Origin of the sequence: Methanobrevibacter millerae (assembly GCF_001477655.1) — an archaeon.
Lineage (GTDB): Archaea > Methanobacteriota > Methanobacteria > Methanobacteriales > Methanobacteriaceae > Methanocatella > Methanocatella millerae_A.
In genome coordinates, this window is record NZ_CP011266.1 from 883761 (window position 1) to 904597 (window position 20837).

The window sequence follows — 20837 nt, forward strand, 5'->3', positions numbered from 1 at the left end:
AGTTATATAATTAAAGTAGTGACAGGATAATTCTGCACTTATTTTATATTTTTAAAAAATTTAAATAAATAGAAAGTCAAAATTAATGATATGTCACGACAAGAAAAAATTGTAAAAACTAGCATAATAGGCATTGTTGTTAATCTTATTCTTGTTGCATTTAAGGCGTTTGTCGGCATTGCTACTAATTCTATTGCTATTACTTTGGATGCAGTAAATAATTTAACTGATGCATTATCATCCATTATTACGATTATTGGGGCAAAACTCGCAGGAAAAGCTCCTGATAAAAACCATCCATATGGTTATGGCCGTATTGAATATTTCTCATCTGTAATAATTGCAGCTATTGTCTTATGGGCAGGCATTACTGCACTGATGGAGTCCTGGCCTAAAATTTTCACACCTGATGTGACAAATTATACTAATGTTTCTCTTTTAATTATTGCTGTTGCAGTTGTTGTAAAATTTGTTTTGGGTCAATATGTAAAACGTGTGGGTGAAGATATTAATTCCCAGGCTTTAGTTGCTTCAGGTAGTGATGCATTCTTTGATTCAATTCTATCTCTTTCAACTTTAATCGCAGCTATTATTTCAATATTTTTTAACATTTCTCTTGAAGGAATTCTTGGTGTTATCATTTCTATTGTTATTATCAAAGCGAGTATTGATATGCTGAGAGAAACTTTAGACAGCATGATCGGTGCAAGGGTGGACTCTGTTTTGTCCAAAAAAATCAAAGATTCCATTCTAGAAATTCCCGGTATTTATGGGGTATATGATTTAAGCCTGCATAACTATGGGCCTGAAGACATGCAAGGGTCTATTCATGTTGAAATTGACGACACGCTAACTGCACTTGATATTCAAAAATTATCAAGACATATTTCAGCTAAAATATTCAAGGAATTCTCAATTATTTTAACTGTTGGTATTTATGCTCATAATGATGTACACAAAGATATTCGTGATGATTTGTACAATATTGCTTCACAATATCCTGAAATCTTGGAGATACATGGTTTCATTGTTTATGAAGATGAAAATTTAATCACATTCGATATCATTGTTGACTTTGATGCAGACCGTGAATCAGTAAAAGAAAAAATTTTAAGTGAAATTAAGACCAAACATCCTGAATTTAATTATCTGATGATTGATGATTACGATGTCAGTGATTGAATATCTTAATCTTGCAGAAGCCAAAATAATTTAAATATGCTTGTAATTTAAATGTGGTATTCCTCCACATCTCTTTTTTTAATTAATTTTCAGACAAAACAATCATATTATAGTTATACTTTATATATAGTTTATACATAAAATAAATTATGATAAATTTGATTATTTCTGCAGTGTATTATGGCTCCAACAGTCACATTGGTGATTTGATTGGAGGCATACTTGGTATTATACTTTGTCTAATTATTTCTGCATTTTGTTCTAAAACAGATTCATCAAACAATAATTCATCAAAAACAGATGGGTATAACTCAAATTCATATACCAATATGCATCGCTCATCCTATGATGATTTCATTGAACAGACAAACTACGACCCTACATGGGATGATCCATTTTTTGAAAAGACAGGAATCGACCCTTGGTTTGATGACAATCCTTGGGACCATGAGAAAAAATAATTATATTTTAATTTTTTATTTCTATTTTCATTATTTAAAAGAAAGTTATTTAATATATTTTAATCATATATAAAAAATGTATAAATAATTTTAGGAGATATTTATGAGTAATAGGAAAATACAAATGCCTCGTGAAGTTTACATAGATCCCGGTATTATAAATGATACTGCGGATATCTGTAAGTCTCTGCATTTAGATAAAAAGATTTTAATTGTGACTGGTTCTCATACATATGATATTGGTGCAGTTCCGGTTATTGAAAGCCTTGAAAAAGCAGATATTGATTGTGATGTTATCAAAGTTGATAAGGCATCATTCGAATCAATTTCTGAAGTTGAAGAATTGATTACACCCGACACTACAGTTTTAGGTATTGGTGGAGGAAAAGTAATTGATGTAGCTAAATTGTCTTCTTATAATCAGGGTGTTTATTTTGTCTCTATGCCGACTACAGCTTCACATGATGGTATTGTATCTCCTTTGGCTTCAATTAAAAATCCTAACTCATCCACATCCGCTAAGGCACATTCTCCAATTGCAGTAATTGCTGATACTGAAATCATTGCCCAATCTCCATTCAGATTATTGTCTGCAGGTTGTGCTGATTTGATTTCAAACTTTACAGCTATCAAGGATTGGAAACTAGCCCACAGATTGAAAAATGCACCGTTCAGTGAATCTGCTGCTTCCCTTTCAATAATGTCTGCTCACTTAATAACGGATAATGTCAGCAACATAAAGCCTAACCTTGAGGCAAGCGCACGCATTGTAATGAAATCTCTGTTTAGCGGAGGTATGGCAATCAGCATTGCAGGCACAAGCAGACCTGCTAGCGGGTCTGAGCATCTCTTTTCTCATGCATTGGATAAGATACTTGATAAACCTGCTTTGCACGGTGAACAATGTGGTATAGGTACAATATTGATGATGTATCTTCATGATGGTGACTGGAGGGCTATCAAAAATTCCCTAAAAGCGGTTCAAGCTCCAACCACTGCATCTGAAATTGGCATTGCTGAAGAGGATATTATTGAAGCATTGATGGTAGCTCATAAAATAAGGCCTGAAAGATATACTATTTTGGGAGATAATGGAATTTCGAAAGAAGCTGCCTATGAATTGGCATATAAAACAGGGGTGATTTAATGATTACATTAATTGGTAAAGATTTGGCTCAAAAAGGAACTGAATTTGTTTTTTTAGGTCCTGCTGAAGAATGTGATGATTGCAGATTCAAATCATCTTGTATAGGTAATTTGGAATTGAATAGGAAATATGTTATTACAGATGTTAAGGAAAATGAACAAAAATGTCAAGTTCATTCTCAAAATGTTGTAATTCCTGTTGAAGTCGAAAGAGCTGAAATCGATGTTTTAACAACATCCAAAAATATTTTTGAAGGCTCCACTTTTACATATGCTTCTCCTGAATGTGATGAATACTGTGAATATCATGACTTGTGCTTCCCTGAAGGTTTACTTGAAAATGATAAATGCATTGTTTTAAAAAATCAAGGAAAACATAAAGGGGAATGTAAAAAAGGTCTTAATCTCAATAAACTTACTCTAGGTTTTGTTATTTAATTTTGGTGTTGATTATGAAAAATGCTAGTAAAAACGATTCTAGTAAAAAAAATGCAGGTTATAAGGCTGCAGAATATGTTGAAGATGGAATGGTTTTAGGATTGGGAACAGGTTCTACAACCCATTATTTCATTGAAAAAGTTGGTATGAGAATGGCTGAAGAAGGAATCAAAGTAAAAGGAATTCCAACTTCATTCCAATCATTACTGCTAGCTAAAAAATGGAATATTCCAATAACAACTTTGGAAGAAAATGATATTGACTTGTCTGTAGATGGAGCAGATGAGGTTGATAGTGATTTTAATCTTATTAAGGGTGGTGGAGCAGCACACACCAAAGAAAAAATTGTCGATTATGCTGCAAAAGAATTCATTGTAATTGTAGACGAATCAAAAGTTGTTGGAAAATTAGGAACATTTCCTGTGCCTGTTGAGGTAATTCCAGATGCTTCACGTGTTGTAATTCAGGCATTGGAGGATATGGGTGCTGAATGTGAAATCAGGATGGCTCAAAGAAAGGACGGTCCTGTAATAACTGACAATGGCAATTTTGTAATTGATGCTAAGTTTAGTGAAATAGCCAGTCCTCAGCATTTGGAGATTGACTTGAATTCAATTCCAGGAGTTGTTGAAAATGGAATATTTACACAAATGGTAGATCGGGTCATTGTTGGAACCTCTGATGGTACAAAAGAGTTATAAGGTGATTTAATGCCTATTCCGGGTTTAGATCCATATAATTTAAGGAGCTATTTAAATAAGGTTGTTTTGTTGATAGGCATAATAATTATTATTTATGCACTTTTGTGGCTGCTTGCTGAGTTACAGATAATTCCTAGGATTTTCTTTGCAATATTCCCGCAAATAGTTCTGTTGCTCATTGGAATATTCATTGTATATGTAGCATTGTCAAAAAGAAATACTTATTAGATATTTCTTTTAATTTCTTCTTTTATTTCATTAGAACATTCATCATCATATTGGTCTAAAAACTTTAAACAGATTTCTTCACCACTTAAATCCGGATGGTTCCAGTAATACTCTTCAAATTTTGTATAGTCGATGATGTCCATTCGGTATTTTTCATAGTAATGTAGTGGATGGTTGTTTAAAAACTCAATTCCTTCTTCCGTAATGCTTTCATCATTGATGTAGTTGTTTTCATTCAAATATTTCTTCAACACATTAAAATTAATATTGAAATTTTTTTCACACATAAAAACGGAATATTCAAAGTCAATTTTTTCATTAATCATTTTCAGGAATTTATACGCAATGTATCTGATGTCTTCATCAGTATTGTTTTTATTGTATTGATGGATTGAGTTAATTAAATTCTTTTCTGTTTCAATCAGATTATAATTTAAGTTTATTCCACAGTAATGGCAATACTTGTCATGCTTGTCAATAGGCATTTCGCAGTATGGACATGTTTCATCATGTGTAATTAACGTAGGCTCTTCTGGAATGTTGAAGAGGTATGCTAATCTGATTAAAAGTGACTCATTAAAAATCATTCCTGCTTCATATTCCTCCTTTATTTGTTCTTTGATTTCCAAAGCTCTGGAATATGTAACATGTGCATCATCAATTAATGTTTCTATATATGGTGACAGTTCATCATCGTTCCCGATTACTTCTTCTAGGCTAAATTCTTTTAATGGAAGCTTTTCTTCTAATTCCACCAAAATTCCAAGAATTTTTTCGTCTTTTTCAATGAACAATTCTTTAATTTCATTAAAATAATCATCATCGAGTTTTGATCTTTTATTTATGCAATCGTATCTTATTATATCATCATTCAGCGGAAGGCTGTATGCTATAAGGCAGCTTTTCATGTCCAATAAATGTATAGGTGCACAGATATTCAAATCATAAAAATGGGTGGATAATTCTTCTTCAGTCTCTATTTCCTTATTGGCGATTACATGCTCTCCAGGGACAATCAGTTCAATAGCGCTTGCAGCAATATTTTCATTGATTTTTTTAGCATATCCGTATTTAATCAGCAGTTCTATTAGAAAACGTGTCGGTTCTATGATGCTTGGCTTATTATGCTCTTTCATTGTCTTTTCAAGCTCTTGAATAAAAAGTTTATTTCCTCTGAATTCGGGTAGGATGTAGATGTTGTTTAGGGCTGCTGTCATGAACTCCCTTGAAAAATCATATGAACAAAAACCTATAACATTATTGTCAAAAACCAGTTCCTTGAATAAATTGCACTCTTCACTTTTCAATATGAAATGCTCATCTTTTATTGAATTGTAAATGTATTCATATTCCTTTTCTAAAAGTGGAGTAATGTTTATTGTATTTTCGGTCAAGTAAACCTTTTGTGTGTTGTCTTCTCGTGTTAAATAATTAATTTTTTCCAAGATATCACATTTTATTTTAATTAATCTTATTTTAATGCTTGTTATATTTAAAATATTCGATTCATTGTTTAGTTTTAACTAAAAATTAACTTAAAATTTAGTTATTCCTAATTTATATAGTTTATGGCTACTTTTTTTAAGGTTAACAAAAAAATAAAAAAAGAAGTAAATGAATTTTTCATTTACTTATGCAGTGATTTTTATGGTATTTGCAATATTGCAGCCATTATATGATGATGTGATAATGTATTCTCCGGCCATTAAATTAATGTTTAATCTTGCTTCACCATTTTCGTTTGTTATTCTATTATAGAATACACCATTAATATTAAAACCTATTGTCTGGTTTGCAAATGGATTTCCATTTCCATCAACAAGTTTTGCAACAAATTTTGTGCCATCACGATATTTCATATCAACATCACCTGCAGATAAAACAGGTAAAACAGTAATGTTATTGGCTACATTACATCCATCATAACTTGCAGTAATTACATAATCATCTGGAGGTAAATTAATGTTTAATTTTGCATATCCGGATTCATTGGTTTTTCTTTCATACATTACACCGTTAATGTTGAAAGTAACTGTCTGATTGGCACCAACAGGATTGCCCTCATCATCCAATACTTTTACAACATATTGGGAATTGTTTCTGTAGTATTTAATCAAATCATTGTTTTCAGTTATTTTTGAAAGAACAGTAATATTGTTACTTCCCATTTCTTTAGTTTCTGGATTTATTGCAGTAATAACATATTTTCCTTGGTTTAAGTTGATGTTTAGTTTTGCTTTACCTTCACTGCCATTGATTTGGCGTTTGTATCCTACACCGTTGATGTTGAAAGTTACGGTTGTTCCAGCTGCTAATGGATTTCCTTGATTATCCAAGAATGTTGCATAATATTGGGTTCCATTTTTGAATATTTTGGTTATGTCGTTACCATATACTGTAGATAACACGGTAATTTTTGAATTTACTTTAGCAGGATCATATTTGTCATTTCCTTCATAGTAAACAACAGTATCATATTCGCCACTGTTTAAGTTAATGTTCATATTAATAGTACCGTTTTCATTGGTTGTACGGGTGTTATTTACCCCATTAATGGAAATGATTACACTTTCATTCGCAATGCCCGTACCATTTGAAGTTAATGTAATTATGAATTTAGTACCGTTTTTATAATACATTTCAATTTCTGGAGCGGTTAATTCCACTGCATTTGGACTGTTCACACTGATTGTTGATTGTTCGGTTTTTTTACCAATTTTATCATTTCCAGCAAAGCTTACAACTGCAGTATAATTTCCATTTGGTAAAATTACATTAATTGTTGCAATACCTTTTGAATTTGTAATTGCTGAGTAACTTTCACCATTAATTTCAAATACTAATGTTTCATTAGCTATTTCGCTTCCATTTCTATCTTTTAAAATGGAACTATAGTTAAATTTAGTACTATTGCTTGTTAAATCTTCAGCAATGATTGTTGCAGGTGCGGTATATGATGGAGAATCATGTGCTCCATCGCTATAAGTTCCTTGCACATCCTCCGCACTTTGGTATTGTGAGTCTGCAAATGCAATGTATGTTACGAATGTTGGAGGGAATGGTAAGAAGTCTAAATCATATTCATTTTCTCCAATAGTCACATTATAGTATCCTCCACCAAGTAATAATGCAATTCTACTTCCAATCATTGTATTGTTAAATATATACTCATTTCCAGAACCATATGCTGTAATTGAAGATATTCTTCCATTTAGTATAGTGTTGTTATAAACCATATGTCCTTTGGAGTGCATTAAATAAATTCCTTCTTTTGCACCATTAATTGTGTTATTAAATACTACAACATTCGGTCCGGTTCCATGTCTTACGTCAATTCCATGGTTTACCACATTGGTAATGGTATTGTTGGCTATTATGTCTCTAGGTGATCCAAAATTGATTATACCATTTGTATATTGGTCATGTATGTTATTGTCTGTAATTATTGAATCTCCGGAGTATTGCATGAATATACCGAATGATGCGCCTTCGATTGCGCATCCAGTAATAGTTAAGTTATTACTTGCATCAGCATAAATTCCAGCTGTTTTGTATTCGTCAGTTGTAGTTGTTGCTTTGGTAGGATTATATCCTGGATATTTACTAATAATGTTTAAATCAGAAATTACTGTATGTGTATTATTTAAGGTGTATAGTACCGCATAGTATGCAACTGCATATCCACCATTAGCACTTTGATTTCTTACTTTTTCGGGTACATTTTCACTATTGAGTTTATCATATCCAATTAATGTTGCATTGTTACCGATAATTTTTATATTTTTATCTGTGTAAATACAAATGTCATTATAAATTGCATTTTCAGCAAAATTTAAAGTATCTCCATCTTTCATTGAGTCAATGATTGTTTGAATGTCTGTTGATGTAGCATCACTAGAAACATTGTATGTAGTACCTGTTGGGGTTAAGATATTATTATAATCAATTGAAATTTCTTTTGGGATTGGAATATTTGTTTTATTAGAATATACGTCTTCTGATAAAGTTGAATCAGTGTAAACTCCAATATCATCTGTTGCACTTTGATAATCTGATTCTGCACTTGCGATATAATAAACAAATGTTGGCGGGAATGGTAAATTATCTAATTGGAAAGTATTTTCTCCAATAGTGATGTTGGAATATCCTCCACCTAATAATACACCAATTCTTGATTTACGCATTGTATTGTCATATAAATTAACTTCTGATGAACCATAACATGTAATTGAACTTATAGTACAGTTAATTAATGTGTTTTGTGTTGCAGTGTGACCTTTGGAGTGCATTAAATAAATTCCTTCTTTAGAACCAACAACTGTATTATTGATAATTTGAACGTTTGGTCCGGTTCCATGTCTTACATCAATACCGTGATTTTTAGCATTGATTACAGTGTTGTTTGCAATTAATGTTCTTGCTGATCCAAAATTTAAAAATCCTGTAGTTTTTTGATTTTGGATTTTATTGTTTGTAACTGTTCCATCTGGAGAACTAGTCATATAAATACCCCAAGATGATCCTTCAATAGTGTTGCTGTCAATATTTACTCCATTAACTTGGCTGATGTATAAAGCAGCATTAGAATATGTTGTTGAATTTAAACCAACTATTGTTAATCCATTCATGGATATTTTTGGAGCATTTAAAAGATATACTGTTGCAAAATTTGTAACTGCATATCCTCCTTCATCTGTTGTTGCTTTAACTTGACTAGGAATGTTGGAGTTATTAACTCCTGGAGAATTAAATCCTATTAAAGTTGCACCATTTCCATTTATTGTTATGCTTTTATCTACATATATACAGATGTCTGTATATGTTCCAGATTCAAAATTTAATGTATCTCCATCAGACATGCCATTAATTGTATTTTGTATGGTGGTACTGTTAGATCCAGCACGTATTGTCTGTTGGGAAGCAGTTTGAATATTGTCATTATAACTTATAGCAAGAGTATTATCTTGTGATGATGTATCATCGGATATATCTTCAGCAAATACCATGCTTGAACCCATAAGGACAATAAAAACTATAAAAATTCCTAATAATAATTTTTTACAATCCATATTATTCCTCGATTTATATATTATTAAATGTAGAAAAAATTAATTCGATATACATTTAATGTAATATTGTATATTAGAAATTGCTTAAATATATTTTCATAACTATGTTATATTCTTTATTTTTTCAAAACAAGTGTTATATATTCTTATTTTTTAAAAATTTTCAATAAACTTTATATTGCATAACGATAAATAAAATTAAGTGTAAATCAGTTAAATTGTTATGATTTAAAATACATATCGAGAGTAGATTTTGAATGAATATAAAAAAAGTTAACATTGTTTTTAAATTTTTTATAATTTGCCTATTTGCTTTATTTTTAGTTTCAACTGTATCTGCAAATTATGAAGTTGTTAATACTAATTTCAGTGATGGAAATAGTTATATTGTAACTTCTGATTTATCAAATGATGAAATTCAAAGCATGTTTGATAATGCAAATAATGGCGATACATTTCAATTTACTTCTAAAGATTATGATAATATTTCATTGATTGTCAATAAACAACTAAATCTTCTTTCAAGTAAAAATAGTACAATTAATGTTGCATCATCTTTGAGTGAAAATGCTAAAAGTTTGGGGATAGGTAATACTTTCGGATTCTATTTTACTCAAAACAGTTCTGGTAGTATATTATCTGGATTTAATATAATAGCTACTTCTGCTGATTATGCTGTAGTCTTAGATAAGTCATCTAATACAATTATTGAAAATAATATAATTTCTGAAGCGTTAAATAATGTTTTAGTCAGAAATGTTAGTGATGTTCAAATAAAGAATAATTATATTCATAATGCTTCTAAAAACAGTATTCAGGTTCAAGATATCAATAATATTTTAATATTTAATAATACTGTTTGCTTTAATGGAAGGTCAGGAATTGAAACATCTAACATGATAAATTCTTTAATTAGTTGGAATGAAGTTTATTCTAATGAATTTAATGGAATTTCAATATATAACGAATCTTTTAATAACAATGTTTCCTATAATCATGTCTATGAGAATACAAATGGGATTTATTTAAATGCCCACTCATTGGGTGATAAGTTCTTATATAATACATTAGAATATAATCGTATGGATCCTGATTCTGAATTGGGTGGTTTTGAAACTGGAAATGGATTTTTATTTGGTGAAGAGTTTGAAAGTAACAGAAAACAACTTCCTGATATTTCATACAATGCATTAATGCACAATGAGAATTTCCAGGCAAAAAACAATCCCTCAAAAGAACAATTTAAGTTAGGGCCAAATTATTTTGATTCGAATGATGGTGAACATACATTCATATGTCCGATGCTTCTTGCTAAAATATTAAAAATGGATTTTTCATCAGTTTCCAATGGTATTGGTATACAAATTTATGAAGATGGACAGCCTGTCAATGATTTTGCATTCTTTGACCAAAAGATTTCTATAGATGGTAAGGAATATAGTGTAGAAATACAGAATGGTAAAGGGTTTGTGGAAATTGATTCAAGTCAAAGTCATGAGGTTGAAATCAAACATGGTGAAAAAGTACCTGATTATCGTAAAGAAACTGTAGAAAAATACACTCCTTCTTCTGATGATAACAAAGGTTCTTCATCTGGAAGTTCTGGAAATGAAAAAGGTTCAGGTTCTGGAAGTGGATCTTCTTCAGGTTCTGGTTCTGGTAGCGGTTCATCTAATTCAACGACTAGTTCAAATGATGGTAACCAAGGATCTTCTTCAAACAGTAATGGAAATGCTAATGCAAATACCCATTCAAATAGCAGTACTGTATCCAATAATCGGGGTCAAGTTATTGCTAATTATGGTACTAATAGCTCAGATATTTTATCTGAATCTGAATCTCAAACTGGTGAAGAAGAACAGTCTCAGGGACAGGAAAATGCTGCAGAGTCTGGAAGTATTGATTCTGGAGAATCATCTTCTCCAGGTGATTCACAAAATGAAGGAAAAGTATATGAATTGGATTCTGTTAGTAAAAAAGCTAATCCTTTGCAGGACAATTCAATAGTGATTGTATTGGCCATTGGATTTTTGGTTGGAATCTTTGTCTATGGGTACAGACGTAAAAATGAGTTCGATTAAAATTTAAACTCTTTTTTTATTTTTTTATACTAGTTTTTACATATTATAATATGATGTCATATAAAAAACTAATTTTAAATACAAATAAAAATTTTGAAATTATTGATATCACATCAATGATAAATCAGGAAATTGATATTGATTCTGGTATTGTTAATGTTTTTTCCAAACATTCTACTTCAGCTATTGTTGTCAATGAAAATGAAAGTGGTCTTTTGGCAGATTTGGAATTGATGCTGTCAGATTTAGTTTCAGATAAATACTCCTGGAAGCATGATAATATAGATAACAATGCAAAGTCTCACTTAAAATCATTTTTGTTATCTTCTAGTGAAACGATACCTATTACTCATGGTCAACTTGATTTAGGAACTTGGCAATCAGTATTTTTCATAGAACTTGATGGGCCAAGAAAAAATAGAACAGTTAATTTAAAATTCATCAGTGATTAAAATGAAAAGATGGGTGATAATTTTAATACTTATTATATTAATTATTATAATTTCAATAGTTTTAAGTAATTTACCATTTGATGTTACACCAAATAACAATATTAGTTATCAAGAGATGGATGTACAAATGAGAAAATTGTGGTATTAAAAGAATTATTCCTCTAGTAATAGAATATCTTCAGGATTAATTTTCAGATACTTTGGAATTTCAAAGTCATGATTATGCATTTGCTTTTCAATTTTCCACCATAAACCATTTTCCAAAGTTATTTCCCATTCAAAAGGCATTTCTAATTTAGTTGCATTTGTAGTGTTGATGGAATTGACATCATCTTTTTCACCAGGTTTAAAATCATGTGCTCTTATTCCAACATGTGTGATGTTTGGTGTAATTTTTTTAGATACTTCAAATGTTGTTTCCCAATCTAGGGATTTAAAGTGATGTTCATCAATAATTTCTATTTTAGAAATATTTTTACATCCAGTAAGCCTTGCGACTTCAACTTTTTTAGGATCTTCAAATATTTCATGGGTTTCTCCTCTTGCTATGATTTTTCCCTGATCCAAGATTAAAAGTTCATCGCAAAATTGGAATGCCTCATCACGGTCATGTGTAACCAAAATGGAAAATCCGTAAAAATCTTTTAGCATATTTACAAGTTCAATACGTAATTGCTCTTTTAAATAAGTGTCAAGAGCACTGAACGGTTCATCAAATAAAATAACATCAGGACCATAGGCTAATATACGAGCCAATGCCACTCTTTGCTGCTGGCCTCCAGACAATTGTCTTGGATACCTTTTCTCCAATCCTTCTAAATGAAAACGTTTTATCATTTCTGAAACGATTTTCCTATCATCATTTTTGGACAGTCCAATAGCAACATTTTCTTCTACTGTCATATTTGGAAATAGTGCATAATTTTGAAATAAGTAACCTACATTTCTTTTTTGAGGTTTTAGATTGATTTTACTATCCGAATCAAAGTAAACTGTTTCTTCATCCATAGTTAAACTTACAATACCTTTATCGGGGTCTACAATTCCTGCAATAGATTTCAATGTCATACTTTTCCCACAACCAGAAGGACCGAGAATACCCAAACACCCTTTTTTCAATTCAAAATCAACATCTAAGTCAAATTCTTTAAGTTTCTTTTGGATGTTTACTTTCAATAATCTATTGCTCATAGCCAATCCCCTATAATATTTAAAAAATGATATTTATTAAAAAATTTATTTCTATTAGTATAAATAGTAAATTATTTCCATTGCTTTTCTTTCCGTATAGTAACATAGTCCATAATAAAAATAACAAAGAATGATATTATAACAATGAAAATTACATAATGGAATGCTTCCCCCATATTTCCCGCAGCCACTTCTGAATAAACTGCCATAGGGAGAGTTCTGGTCTGTCCTGCTATATTACCTGCAATCATTGCTGTAGCACCGAATTCACCTAAACCACGAGCATAGGCAAGAATTCCTCCACTGATAATTCCCGGCAAGGCATTTGCAAATAGAACTTTCCAGAAAATTTTCCACTCGGACATACCTAATGTACGTCCAGCATCCAACAAGTTTGAATCAACTTGTTCAAATGCTCCTCGAGCAGAACGGTACATTAAAGGAAAAGACATGACGACAGCTGCAATTACTGTTGCAGTCCATGAAAATGCTATTTTCACAGTAAAAAAGTCTAAAAAAAACTTTCCTATTGGTCCTCTAACCCCAAAAATATACAATAAAAAGAACCCTACTACAGTAGGGGGCAATACAAGAGGTAGTGTAAAAACACCATCAAGTACAATTTTCACTGTATCATTTTTAATCTTAATGAGAATCCAAGCAACAATCAAACCTAAAAAGAAGGTTACTAAAATTGATAAGCTTGCAGTTTTCATTGATATGAAAATGGGAGACCAATCTGTCATGTCTTTATCACCTTTAATCTATTACTAATTATTTACATAATTAATAATTTATAAATTTATTTTTCGTGAATAGTAAATCCATATTCAACGAAGACATCTTTAGCTTCTTTGGTTTTTAAAAATTCCATAAATGCTTTTGCAGCTTCTGGATGTTTAGGATTTTTAAGTTCAGCTACTGGATAAATTACTGGAGTTTTTAAAGATCCTTCAGGAGCTTCACAAACTACTTTAACTTTATCATTTGATTTAGCATCAGTAGCATATACAATACCGCAGTCTGCAGATCCTTCAGCTACTTGGTTTAATACAGCGGTTACACTGGTACCTAAGGACATTTTAGATTCTGTAGCGTTCCAAATACCTAAATTGGTTAATACTTCTTTACCGTATTGTCCTGCAGGAACGGATGCAGGGTCACCAATAGCAATGGTACCGTTTACTTTTTTCAAATCATCAAATGATGAGATGTTAGCACTTGAGTCTTTTGGTACAATTAAAACAACTTTATTTTCTAAAAATTGAACATTGGTGTCATTATTAATTAAACTTTTATTTGCTAAAGCATTCATCTGTTTGTTTGCAGCAGACATGAAAACATCTGCTTCTAATCCGTTTTCAATTTGAGATTGTAAATCCCCACTTGATGCGTAAGTAGGTGTAACTTTCACACCAGGATATTTTTGTTCAAACATTGGAATTAACTTTTCATCATATACATTTTTTAAACTAGCTGCAGCTGCTAGGTTAACTTCTTGTCCTGTTAAGTTAGAATTGGAACTGTTATTTCCACCTAAAAAGTCAAATAGGCCAGCAGAACAAGCACCTACACCGACAATTGCTACTATAAAGATAGCAGCGATAATTAATATGTTTCTAGACTTCATAATAATCCTCCTTTAATATAACTAATGCTATTAAGATTAAATAAATAATAAAGATTAGCAGGAATGTGTTAAAAGTGTCTTTTTATTTTATTATACTTACTTATCAAAGTGACATCTCAGTATAACATGAAAATTATTGTTCAATTTTTTTTCCCGTTATTTTACAATCTCAAATTATTAATTTAATTTATTTAGATTAGTTAATATATGATTTAAAAAAAAGATATATAAAGTTTTTCATATCGAATAAAACTTTTAAATTGAATTTTTTTAGGGTTATCTTAACATTTAAATTTCGATATGATTTTTTTAATTTTAAAAAATTTGATATTATAATGGATAATTTAATTTTTAATGGATAATATAGTTGAATTTAAGATAAATACTCTGAATTTAGTAATGTTAAAGTTAATGTTCAACGAAAAATAATAAGCAATTCTTTTATATGTAACTGATTATTTATTTTAATTTTTGATGTGTTATGAATAGATTTTTCTATTGGGTGGGTGTTTAAAATGAGATTTAAATTTTTCATTCTCGATATGAAGTTTTGTTAATATATGGTGTGTGTAAGAGTATTTAAAAAAATATAAAATAAGGATGGTATGGTTATTATTCCCTGTTGAGGAATTCAATTTCAAAGGCAATTACAGGATACTCTAATGTGAAGTTGGTAATTACTTCTGGTGAAATTTCACCAAAGAATCCTTCAATACTGCCGTTTTCAGATTCACCTATTAAATCAGCAGCTCTACCGTAAATGAATGTTGGATTTTCACTGTCTGAAATTTCCATTGAATAGCCTAAATTGGAAACAACGCTTGTCACGACAGATTTAATTTCAGTAAAGTTTGCAGTTGAGTGACAGATTAGTCCGGCTAATTTTTTGGAAGGTCTGATTTTATTTTCAGTAGTTTCATCCATGTATAGAACATCACCGATTTCAAATATTTTTTGTGGCAAGTCTTCATGTTTGTTGTCTTCTAAAAATTCCATTAAACTGTTAATTAAGCTAGTACGAATCATTGTTCTGTCAATTGTTATTGGCCTTGCAACCTGAACGTGATCCTGTTCAGCTTGTTTCATGAATTCATAATGGGATTCTTCATTAGTAAGCATTAAACTCATGACTTCCTGGAAGCCTAAACCTACCATTACTTCACGAATTGTACTTTCTGATTTAAACCAGTCATTTTCATAAGCTACTGTATTGATGTCAGGTAATTCAGCTTCAATTGAATTAATTCTGTATTGAACAGCGATATTTTCAACAACATCAACTTCATGCAATATGTCAACCCTATATGCGGGAACATAAACTTTCAATTCATTGTCGTTTAAGATTTCAGCATTAAAACGAGCTTTAAACAATAATTCTCTGATTTCTTCTGCATTTAAGTTGATTCCACCAATCAATTCATTTGCAGTATCAACATGAACATTGATTTCTTGTGGGGTTAAATCCGGACTGACAACAGTTTTGTCTGAGTATTTAACTTCCATGGTTTTTATTTTTCCACCAACTTCTGCAAATGAGCAGCATATAATATTCAATGCCTGGTTAACTGCTCGCTCATCAGTACCTGTTACGTCAACGATAATGTTTTTTGTATCTTCTTTGATTTTGGTTAATTCTCCGTTAATAATTGGAGGCATTGATAATATGTTATCATCACAATCTAGGATTAATGGGTATTTATCGAAATCTTCGATTAAATGAGCATAATCCTTACCTTTTTCATGTTCAGTTAGAATTTCTTCTGGAGTCATTGGAGTATCTTTTTCTAAAGGCACAAAGGAATTTTCCTGTTTTGGTGTTGCAATGTATTTGAATGGAGCTTTTACAACATCTGCATTGTGAATACCTATAGCCACTTTTTTTCTGTCTCTTCCAATTACCCAGTGAAGGTTTTCCTGGAAATCCATGATGTATTTAAGCTTGTCTCCGGTAAAGTCAACATCATCAATTTTTGCAAAGGCTATGTATGGTCTGATTTCTGCCACATCATCTTCCACGACAACGCTTTCACCAGATTCCGCAATTTCATATTTTGGAAGACCTACTTCTTGGCCTATAAAACCTTTAAAAGATCTAGCTACTCCTTCAACAGATAAATTGTCCGGACGATTAGGGAAGAATTCAACTTTTATTTCCTCATCATCAAAGTCCTCTATGTCACTGGACATCATAGGCAATGTGTCTATTAATTCATCTTTCTCCATATCTATTCCTAAATCTTTTAAATCCTGATATTTGAATGTTATAACTGGCATTTAAGTATACTCCATATAATTTATTTATAATCCATATATTAACATAAAAACTACTGATTCAATAATAAAATGCAATGCTCTGTGTTCCAACTCGCCCATATGGCCAATCAAAACAGTATGGCTGACATCTATTACAAAATGAGTTAGGGCTGCTAAAAGTCCTATCGTCGGTGATAGGAATACTATGGACAATATGACAAAGTGAAATGCTGCTTCCATCAGTTCATGGATTACCCAAGTTTTCCAAGGTGAGTAATCAACTGAATGGTAAATTAATCCACCTAAAATAACATAGAAGTCATTTAAAACTTTCCACATTAATTGTGTGTGTAATATATCGCTTATAGCTAAAAAAATTGCAACATAAAACCATATTAATTCCATTATTCAACAGTCCTTTAAAGATTGATAATATAATTATTTATGAATATTTTATATAATATAATTATCTATTATTCATATATTTTTAAATAGAATATTGGATTATAATAATTATTAATATGAAAAATTTAATCAGGGTTTTTAAAAATAAACTTCCACATGTTTTTATCATTTTTGCTCTTTTAATCCTCGAGGCTTACTGTGACTTGTCTCTTCCATCATACACTGCAAGCATTGTTGATATTGGTATTCAAAATGCAGATTTGAATTACATTACAAATATTGGGACATTAATGCTAATAATGGTGGCCATTTCAGTATTTGCAACAATTGGAGTTTCTTATTTTTCTAGCAGAGTATCCTCTGGTTATGCAAAGGATTTAAGAAAGGTAATATATACTAAGGTTTTGAAGTTTTCCAATCATGAACTGAACAGGATTTCAAGATCATCACTCATTACCCGTTCCACAAATGATGTAAATCAGGTACAGAATGTTTTAGGATTCCTATTCACCACACTTTTCTTTGCTCCGATTTTAGGTGTTGGGAGTATTATAAAGGCATTTGAACTTGGCGGAAATCTGTCCTGGATTATTTTTATTACATTTATTGCAGTTTTGATATTGCTGATTATTATTGTTATAAGAGTATTGCCTTATTTTAAGATAACTCAGGAAATCATAGACAAAATGAATAGGACCGCACGTGAAATACTTTTAGGAATACCTGTAATAAAGGCTTTTGTAAGGCAGGATTTTGAGCAGGAAAAGTTCGGGTATGTCAATGAGGAATTTAGGGATGTTAATCTGTATGTTTTCAGAAACCTTTTTGTTCTGATGCCTGCAATGACTTTGATTTTGAATTTGATGATAGTTCTGATATTGTATTTTGGTGCATACGATGCCATTTCAGGAAATATTTTGACAGGAGATATCATTGCGTTTATCCAGTATTCCACCCAAATTGTATTTTCATTTATCATGATTGGCGGTTTTATCATCATGCTTCCAAGATTTCTGGTATCTGCAAGACGTATTGCCGAAGTGCTTAATATGGAACTGTCAATTACTGACGGTGATATTACATCAATCAGCGACAATCCGACTATTGAATTCAAAAATGTGTCTTATTCATATCCTGGAAGTGAAAAAGAGACCTTGAAAGACATTAACTTTAAACTCATTCCCGGCAAAACTACCGCTATAATTGGAGGAACCGGAAGCGGCAAATCAACCATTCTAAATTTAATACCTAGGCTACAGGATGTGACTGACGGGGAAATTTTGATTGATGGTGTTAACATTAAAGAATTCAATTTGAAGGTTTTGCGTGATAAGATTAGCTTTACTCCACAAGAGGCCATACTGTTTCAGGGAACTGTCAAGTCAAACATGCAAACAGGTAAACGCGATGCGACAGATGATGAAATAAAAAACGCTCTGAATTTGGCCCAGGCAGATTTCATTGAGGATATCGAGCAGGAAGTCGCCCAGGGAGGATCCAACTTTTCAGGGGGTCAAAAGCAAAGATTATCAATTGCAAGAGCCATTATCAACCCTCATGACTTTTATCTGTTTGATGACTGTTTTTCAGCATTGGACATGAATACTGAAGCAATCGTCAAAAGCAATTTGGACAACATCGCTCAAAATTCTTCAATATTGTTTGTATCTCAGAGAATTTCAACTATTAAGGATGCGGATGAGATAATCGTTTTGGATAATGGTGAAATTATTGATAAGGGATTGCATGAAGATTTGATTGACCGCTGTGAAATCTATTCAGAAATTGCATCATCACAAATGGAGGATTCATCATGCCACCTATAAAAAGACGACCTCCAGAAAAGCCTGTGGATAATAAGAAAGCTATTAAAAACATATTATTCTTATTAAAGGATTATAAGCTAAAGCTATTCATTACATTTATATGTGCATTACTTTCAACAGTATTTTCAATCATTGCTCCATTGTTGATTGGTATGGCGACCACAACAATATTTGATGGACTCAATGCTATTGCAACCAATACAGGAACATTGGATTTAAACAGATTGTTTTTCCTTTTAAGTGTTGTTGTAATATTGTATGTTGTAAGCAGCATATTTTCATATCTTCAGACATGGTTTTTAATAGATATTTCAACAGATATCAGTTACAATCTAAGAACTCGGATAATGGATAAGATTACCTATTTGTCCATGGATGATGCGGGTGAAAACAAACGTGGAGATATCCTATCAAGAATCACAAACGATGTGGATTCTCTCCAAACAGGAATTACCCAATCATTCATTCAGCTAATGACAGCAGTAATTACAATCGTTGGTGTCTTAATCATGATGCTATACATTAACTTATGGCTGACGCTTGCTTCAGTGATATTAATCCCAATATCATTTTTGGTTATTCGATTCATTACAAAGCATTCTCAAAGTTATTTTTTAAAACAGTTAACTTTTAAAGGTTCACTGAATGCTCAAATCGAAGAAACTTTTACGGGGCATGACATTATAAGAACATTCAACCAGGAAGATGCTGAAATGGAAATATTTGAAAGCGACAATGAAAACTGGTTCAAACATGAATGGAAATCACAGTTCTACTCAAGTCTTAATGGTCCTCTAATGAACTTCATATCCAATTTGGCTTATGTTATAATAGCTGTTTTGGGAGCGATATTTGTTATTCAAAAAGCCATAGCTGTTGGGGATATTTTAGCATTTTTCCAATACATCAAAAACTTTACACAACCAATTCAGCAGATTACTCGTGTGATGAATCTTGTTCAAACCGCAATGGCGGCAAGTGAAAGAATTTTTGAATTTTTAGAAATAGATGATGAGCCTAATCCATCCGATGCTGAAATTAGTGAATTGAATGATTCAATAACTTTTCAAAATGTGAGCTTTGGATATTATGAAAATGAAAAAATAATTAAGAATTTGTCATTTGATGTTAAAAAAGGAGATAAAATCGCTATTATTGGAGAAACAGGTGCTGGAAAAACTACAATCGTTAAATTGCTCATGAGATTTTATGATGTTGATTCAGGTGAGATTAAAATTGATGGTGTAAACATCAATGAATATGACAAGAATTCATTAAGGTCATTGATTGGTATGGTGCTTCAGGACTCATGGCTTTTCAGTGATACGATTGCAAATAATATTCGATATGGAAAACTGGATGCAACAGATGAAGAAGTAATTGATGTGGCAAAGCAGGTCCGTGCAGATGATTTCATAAGACAACTTTCAAATGGATATGAAACAGTTTTAAATGAGGATTCAGACAATATTTCCCACGGACAAAAGCAACTGCTTACAATAGCAAGGACGATTCTCGCGGATAAGGAAATTCTAATTTTGGATGAGGCAACATCATCAGTTGATACGAGAACCGAAAAGCTTATTCAGGAAGCTATGGACAAATTGATGGAAAACAGAACCAGTTTTATTATTGCTCACAGATTATCAACCATTAAAAATGCAGATAAAATAATTGTAATTGAAAATGGTGAGATTATCGAGCAAGGTAGTCACGACGAATTATTGAATCAAAAAGGTTATTATTATAATACGTTGAATAGTTAAATTAAATA

General features: G+C 31.4%; 17 protein-coding genes. 10 read left to right on the top strand and 7 right to left on the bottom strand.

The annotated features are described in order from the left end of the window. Positions 1 to 90 precede the first annotated feature (90 nt). The 6 genes from SM9_RS03820 to SM9_RS03845 all read left to right on the top strand — a co-directional run bounded on the left by SM9_RS03820 (position 91) and on the right by SM9_RS03845 (position 4156). Positions 91 to 1182 carry a cation diffusion facilitator family transporter gene (locus SM9_RS03820; protein ID WP_058738878.1) on the top strand — a complete coding sequence of 364 codons (1092 nt, stop codon included), beginning with the start codon at positions 91 to 93 and terminating at the stop codon, positions 1180 to 1182. A 149-nt stretch (positions 1183 to 1331) separates the two neighbouring features. Beyond that, the gene (locus tag SM9_RS03825) at positions 1332 to 1643 is read left to right on the top strand and encodes a hypothetical protein (RefSeq protein ID WP_058738879.1); all 312 of its coding nucleotides are present in this window, start codon (positions 1332 to 1334) and stop codon (positions 1641 to 1643) included. 103 nt (positions 1644 to 1746) lie between these two features. After that, a complete protein-coding gene (locus SM9_RS03830; RefSeq protein WP_058738880.1) occupies positions 1747 to 2790 on the top strand; it encodes an NAD(P)-dependent glycerol-1-phosphate dehydrogenase in 1044 nt (347 codons plus the stop codon). Then, complete coding sequence (locus tag SM9_RS03835; RefSeq protein ID WP_058738881.1) at positions 2790 to 3227, top strand: UPF0179 family protein; 438 nt, start codon at positions 2790 to 2792, stop codon at positions 3225 to 3227. Before SM9_RS03830 ends, SM9_RS03835 begins: the two co-directional genes overlap by 1 nt. Before the next feature lie 14 nt (positions 3228 to 3241). Further along, the gene (rpiA, locus tag SM9_RS03840; RefSeq protein ID WP_058738882.1) at positions 3242 to 3928 is read left to right on the top strand and encodes a ribose-5-phosphate isomerase RpiA; all 687 of its coding nucleotides are present in this window, start codon (positions 3242 to 3244) and stop codon (positions 3926 to 3928) included. A gap of 9 nt (positions 3929 to 3937) precedes the next feature. Next, positions 3938 to 4156, top strand: a complete 219-nt coding sequence (locus SM9_RS03845; RefSeq protein ID WP_058738883.1) for a hypothetical protein — start codon at positions 3938 to 3940, stop codon at positions 4154 to 4156. Here the strand turns inward: SM9_RS03845 and SM9_RS03850 are convergent. Together SM9_RS03850 and SM9_RS03855 are read right to left on the bottom strand one after the other, a co-directional pair. Beyond that, a complete protein-coding gene (locus SM9_RS03850; RefSeq protein ID WP_058738884.1) occupies positions 4153 to 5601 on the bottom strand; it encodes a GNAT family N-acetyltransferase in 1449 nt (482 codons plus the stop codon). The two genes, SM9_RS03845 and SM9_RS03850, sit on opposite strands and share 4 nt — an antisense overlap. Before the next feature lie 186 nt (positions 5602 to 5787). Further along, positions 5788 to 9225: a NosD domain-containing protein gene (locus tag SM9_RS03855; protein WP_058738885.1), complete on the bottom strand. Its 3438-nt coding sequence runs from the start codon at positions 9223 to 9225 to the stop codon at positions 5788 to 5790. Positions 9226 to 9482: 257 nt separating this feature from the next. On the opposite strand from SM9_RS03855, the gene SM9_RS03860 reads away from it, so the two are divergent. After that, the gene (locus tag SM9_RS03860) at positions 9483 to 11306 is read left to right on the top strand and encodes a right-handed parallel beta-helix repeat-containing protein (RefSeq protein ID WP_058738886.1); all 1824 of its coding nucleotides are present in this window, start codon (positions 9483 to 9485) and stop codon (positions 11304 to 11306) included. A gap of 50 nt (positions 11307 to 11356) precedes the next feature. Next, entirely contained in the window at positions 11357 to 11758 is a 402-nt protein-coding gene (locus SM9_RS03865) for a secondary thiamine-phosphate synthase enzyme YjbQ (RefSeq protein WP_058738887.1), read from the top strand. A 153-nt stretch (positions 11759 to 11911) separates the two neighbouring features. On the opposite strand, the gene SM9_RS03870 is transcribed toward SM9_RS03865, so the two are convergent. The 5 genes from SM9_RS03870 to SM9_RS03890 form a co-directional block, all read right to left on the bottom strand. Beyond that, positions 11912 to 12949, bottom strand: a complete 1038-nt coding sequence (locus SM9_RS03870) for a sulfate/molybdate ABC transporter ATP-binding protein (RefSeq protein WP_058738888.1) — start codon at positions 12947 to 12949, stop codon at positions 11912 to 11914. A 71-nt stretch (positions 12950 to 13020) separates the two neighbouring features. Further along, positions 13021 to 13695, bottom strand: coding sequence for a molybdate ABC transporter permease subunit (gene modB, locus SM9_RS03875; protein ID WP_058738889.1), 675 nt, complete (start codon positions 13693 to 13695; stop codon positions 13021 to 13023). A 56-nt stretch (positions 13696 to 13751) separates the two neighbouring features. After that, positions 13752 to 14579 (bottom strand): molybdate ABC transporter substrate-binding protein, encoded by an 828-nt coding sequence (gene modA / locus SM9_RS03880; RefSeq protein WP_058738890.1) that lies wholly within the window; start codon positions 14577 to 14579, stop codon positions 13752 to 13754. Between the two features lie 612 nt (positions 14580 to 15191). Then, a complete protein-coding gene (gene pheT, locus SM9_RS03885; protein ID WP_058738891.1) occupies positions 15192 to 16853 on the bottom strand; it encodes a phenylalanine--tRNA ligase subunit beta in 1662 nt (553 codons plus the stop codon). A gap of 24 nt (positions 16854 to 16877) precedes the next feature. Further along, positions 16878 to 17237 (bottom strand): hypothetical protein, encoded by a 360-nt coding sequence (locus SM9_RS03890; protein ID WP_058738892.1) that lies wholly within the window; start codon positions 17235 to 17237, stop codon positions 16878 to 16880. A 116-nt stretch (positions 17238 to 17353) separates the two neighbouring features. Here SM9_RS03890 and SM9_RS03895 point away from each other — a divergent pair, with 116 nt between their 5' ends. Both SM9_RS03895 and SM9_RS03900 read left to right on the top strand, forming a co-directional pair. Continuing rightward, entirely contained in the window at positions 17354 to 19063 is a 1710-nt protein-coding gene (locus SM9_RS03895) for an ABC transporter ATP-binding protein (RefSeq protein WP_058738893.1), read from the top strand. Next, complete coding sequence (locus SM9_RS03900; protein ID WP_058738894.1) at positions 19051 to 20829, top strand: ABC transporter ATP-binding protein; 1779 nt, start codon at positions 19051 to 19053, stop codon at positions 20827 to 20829. Before SM9_RS03895 ends, SM9_RS03900 begins: the two co-directional genes overlap by 13 nt. Positions 20830 to 20837: the final 8 nt, after the last annotated feature.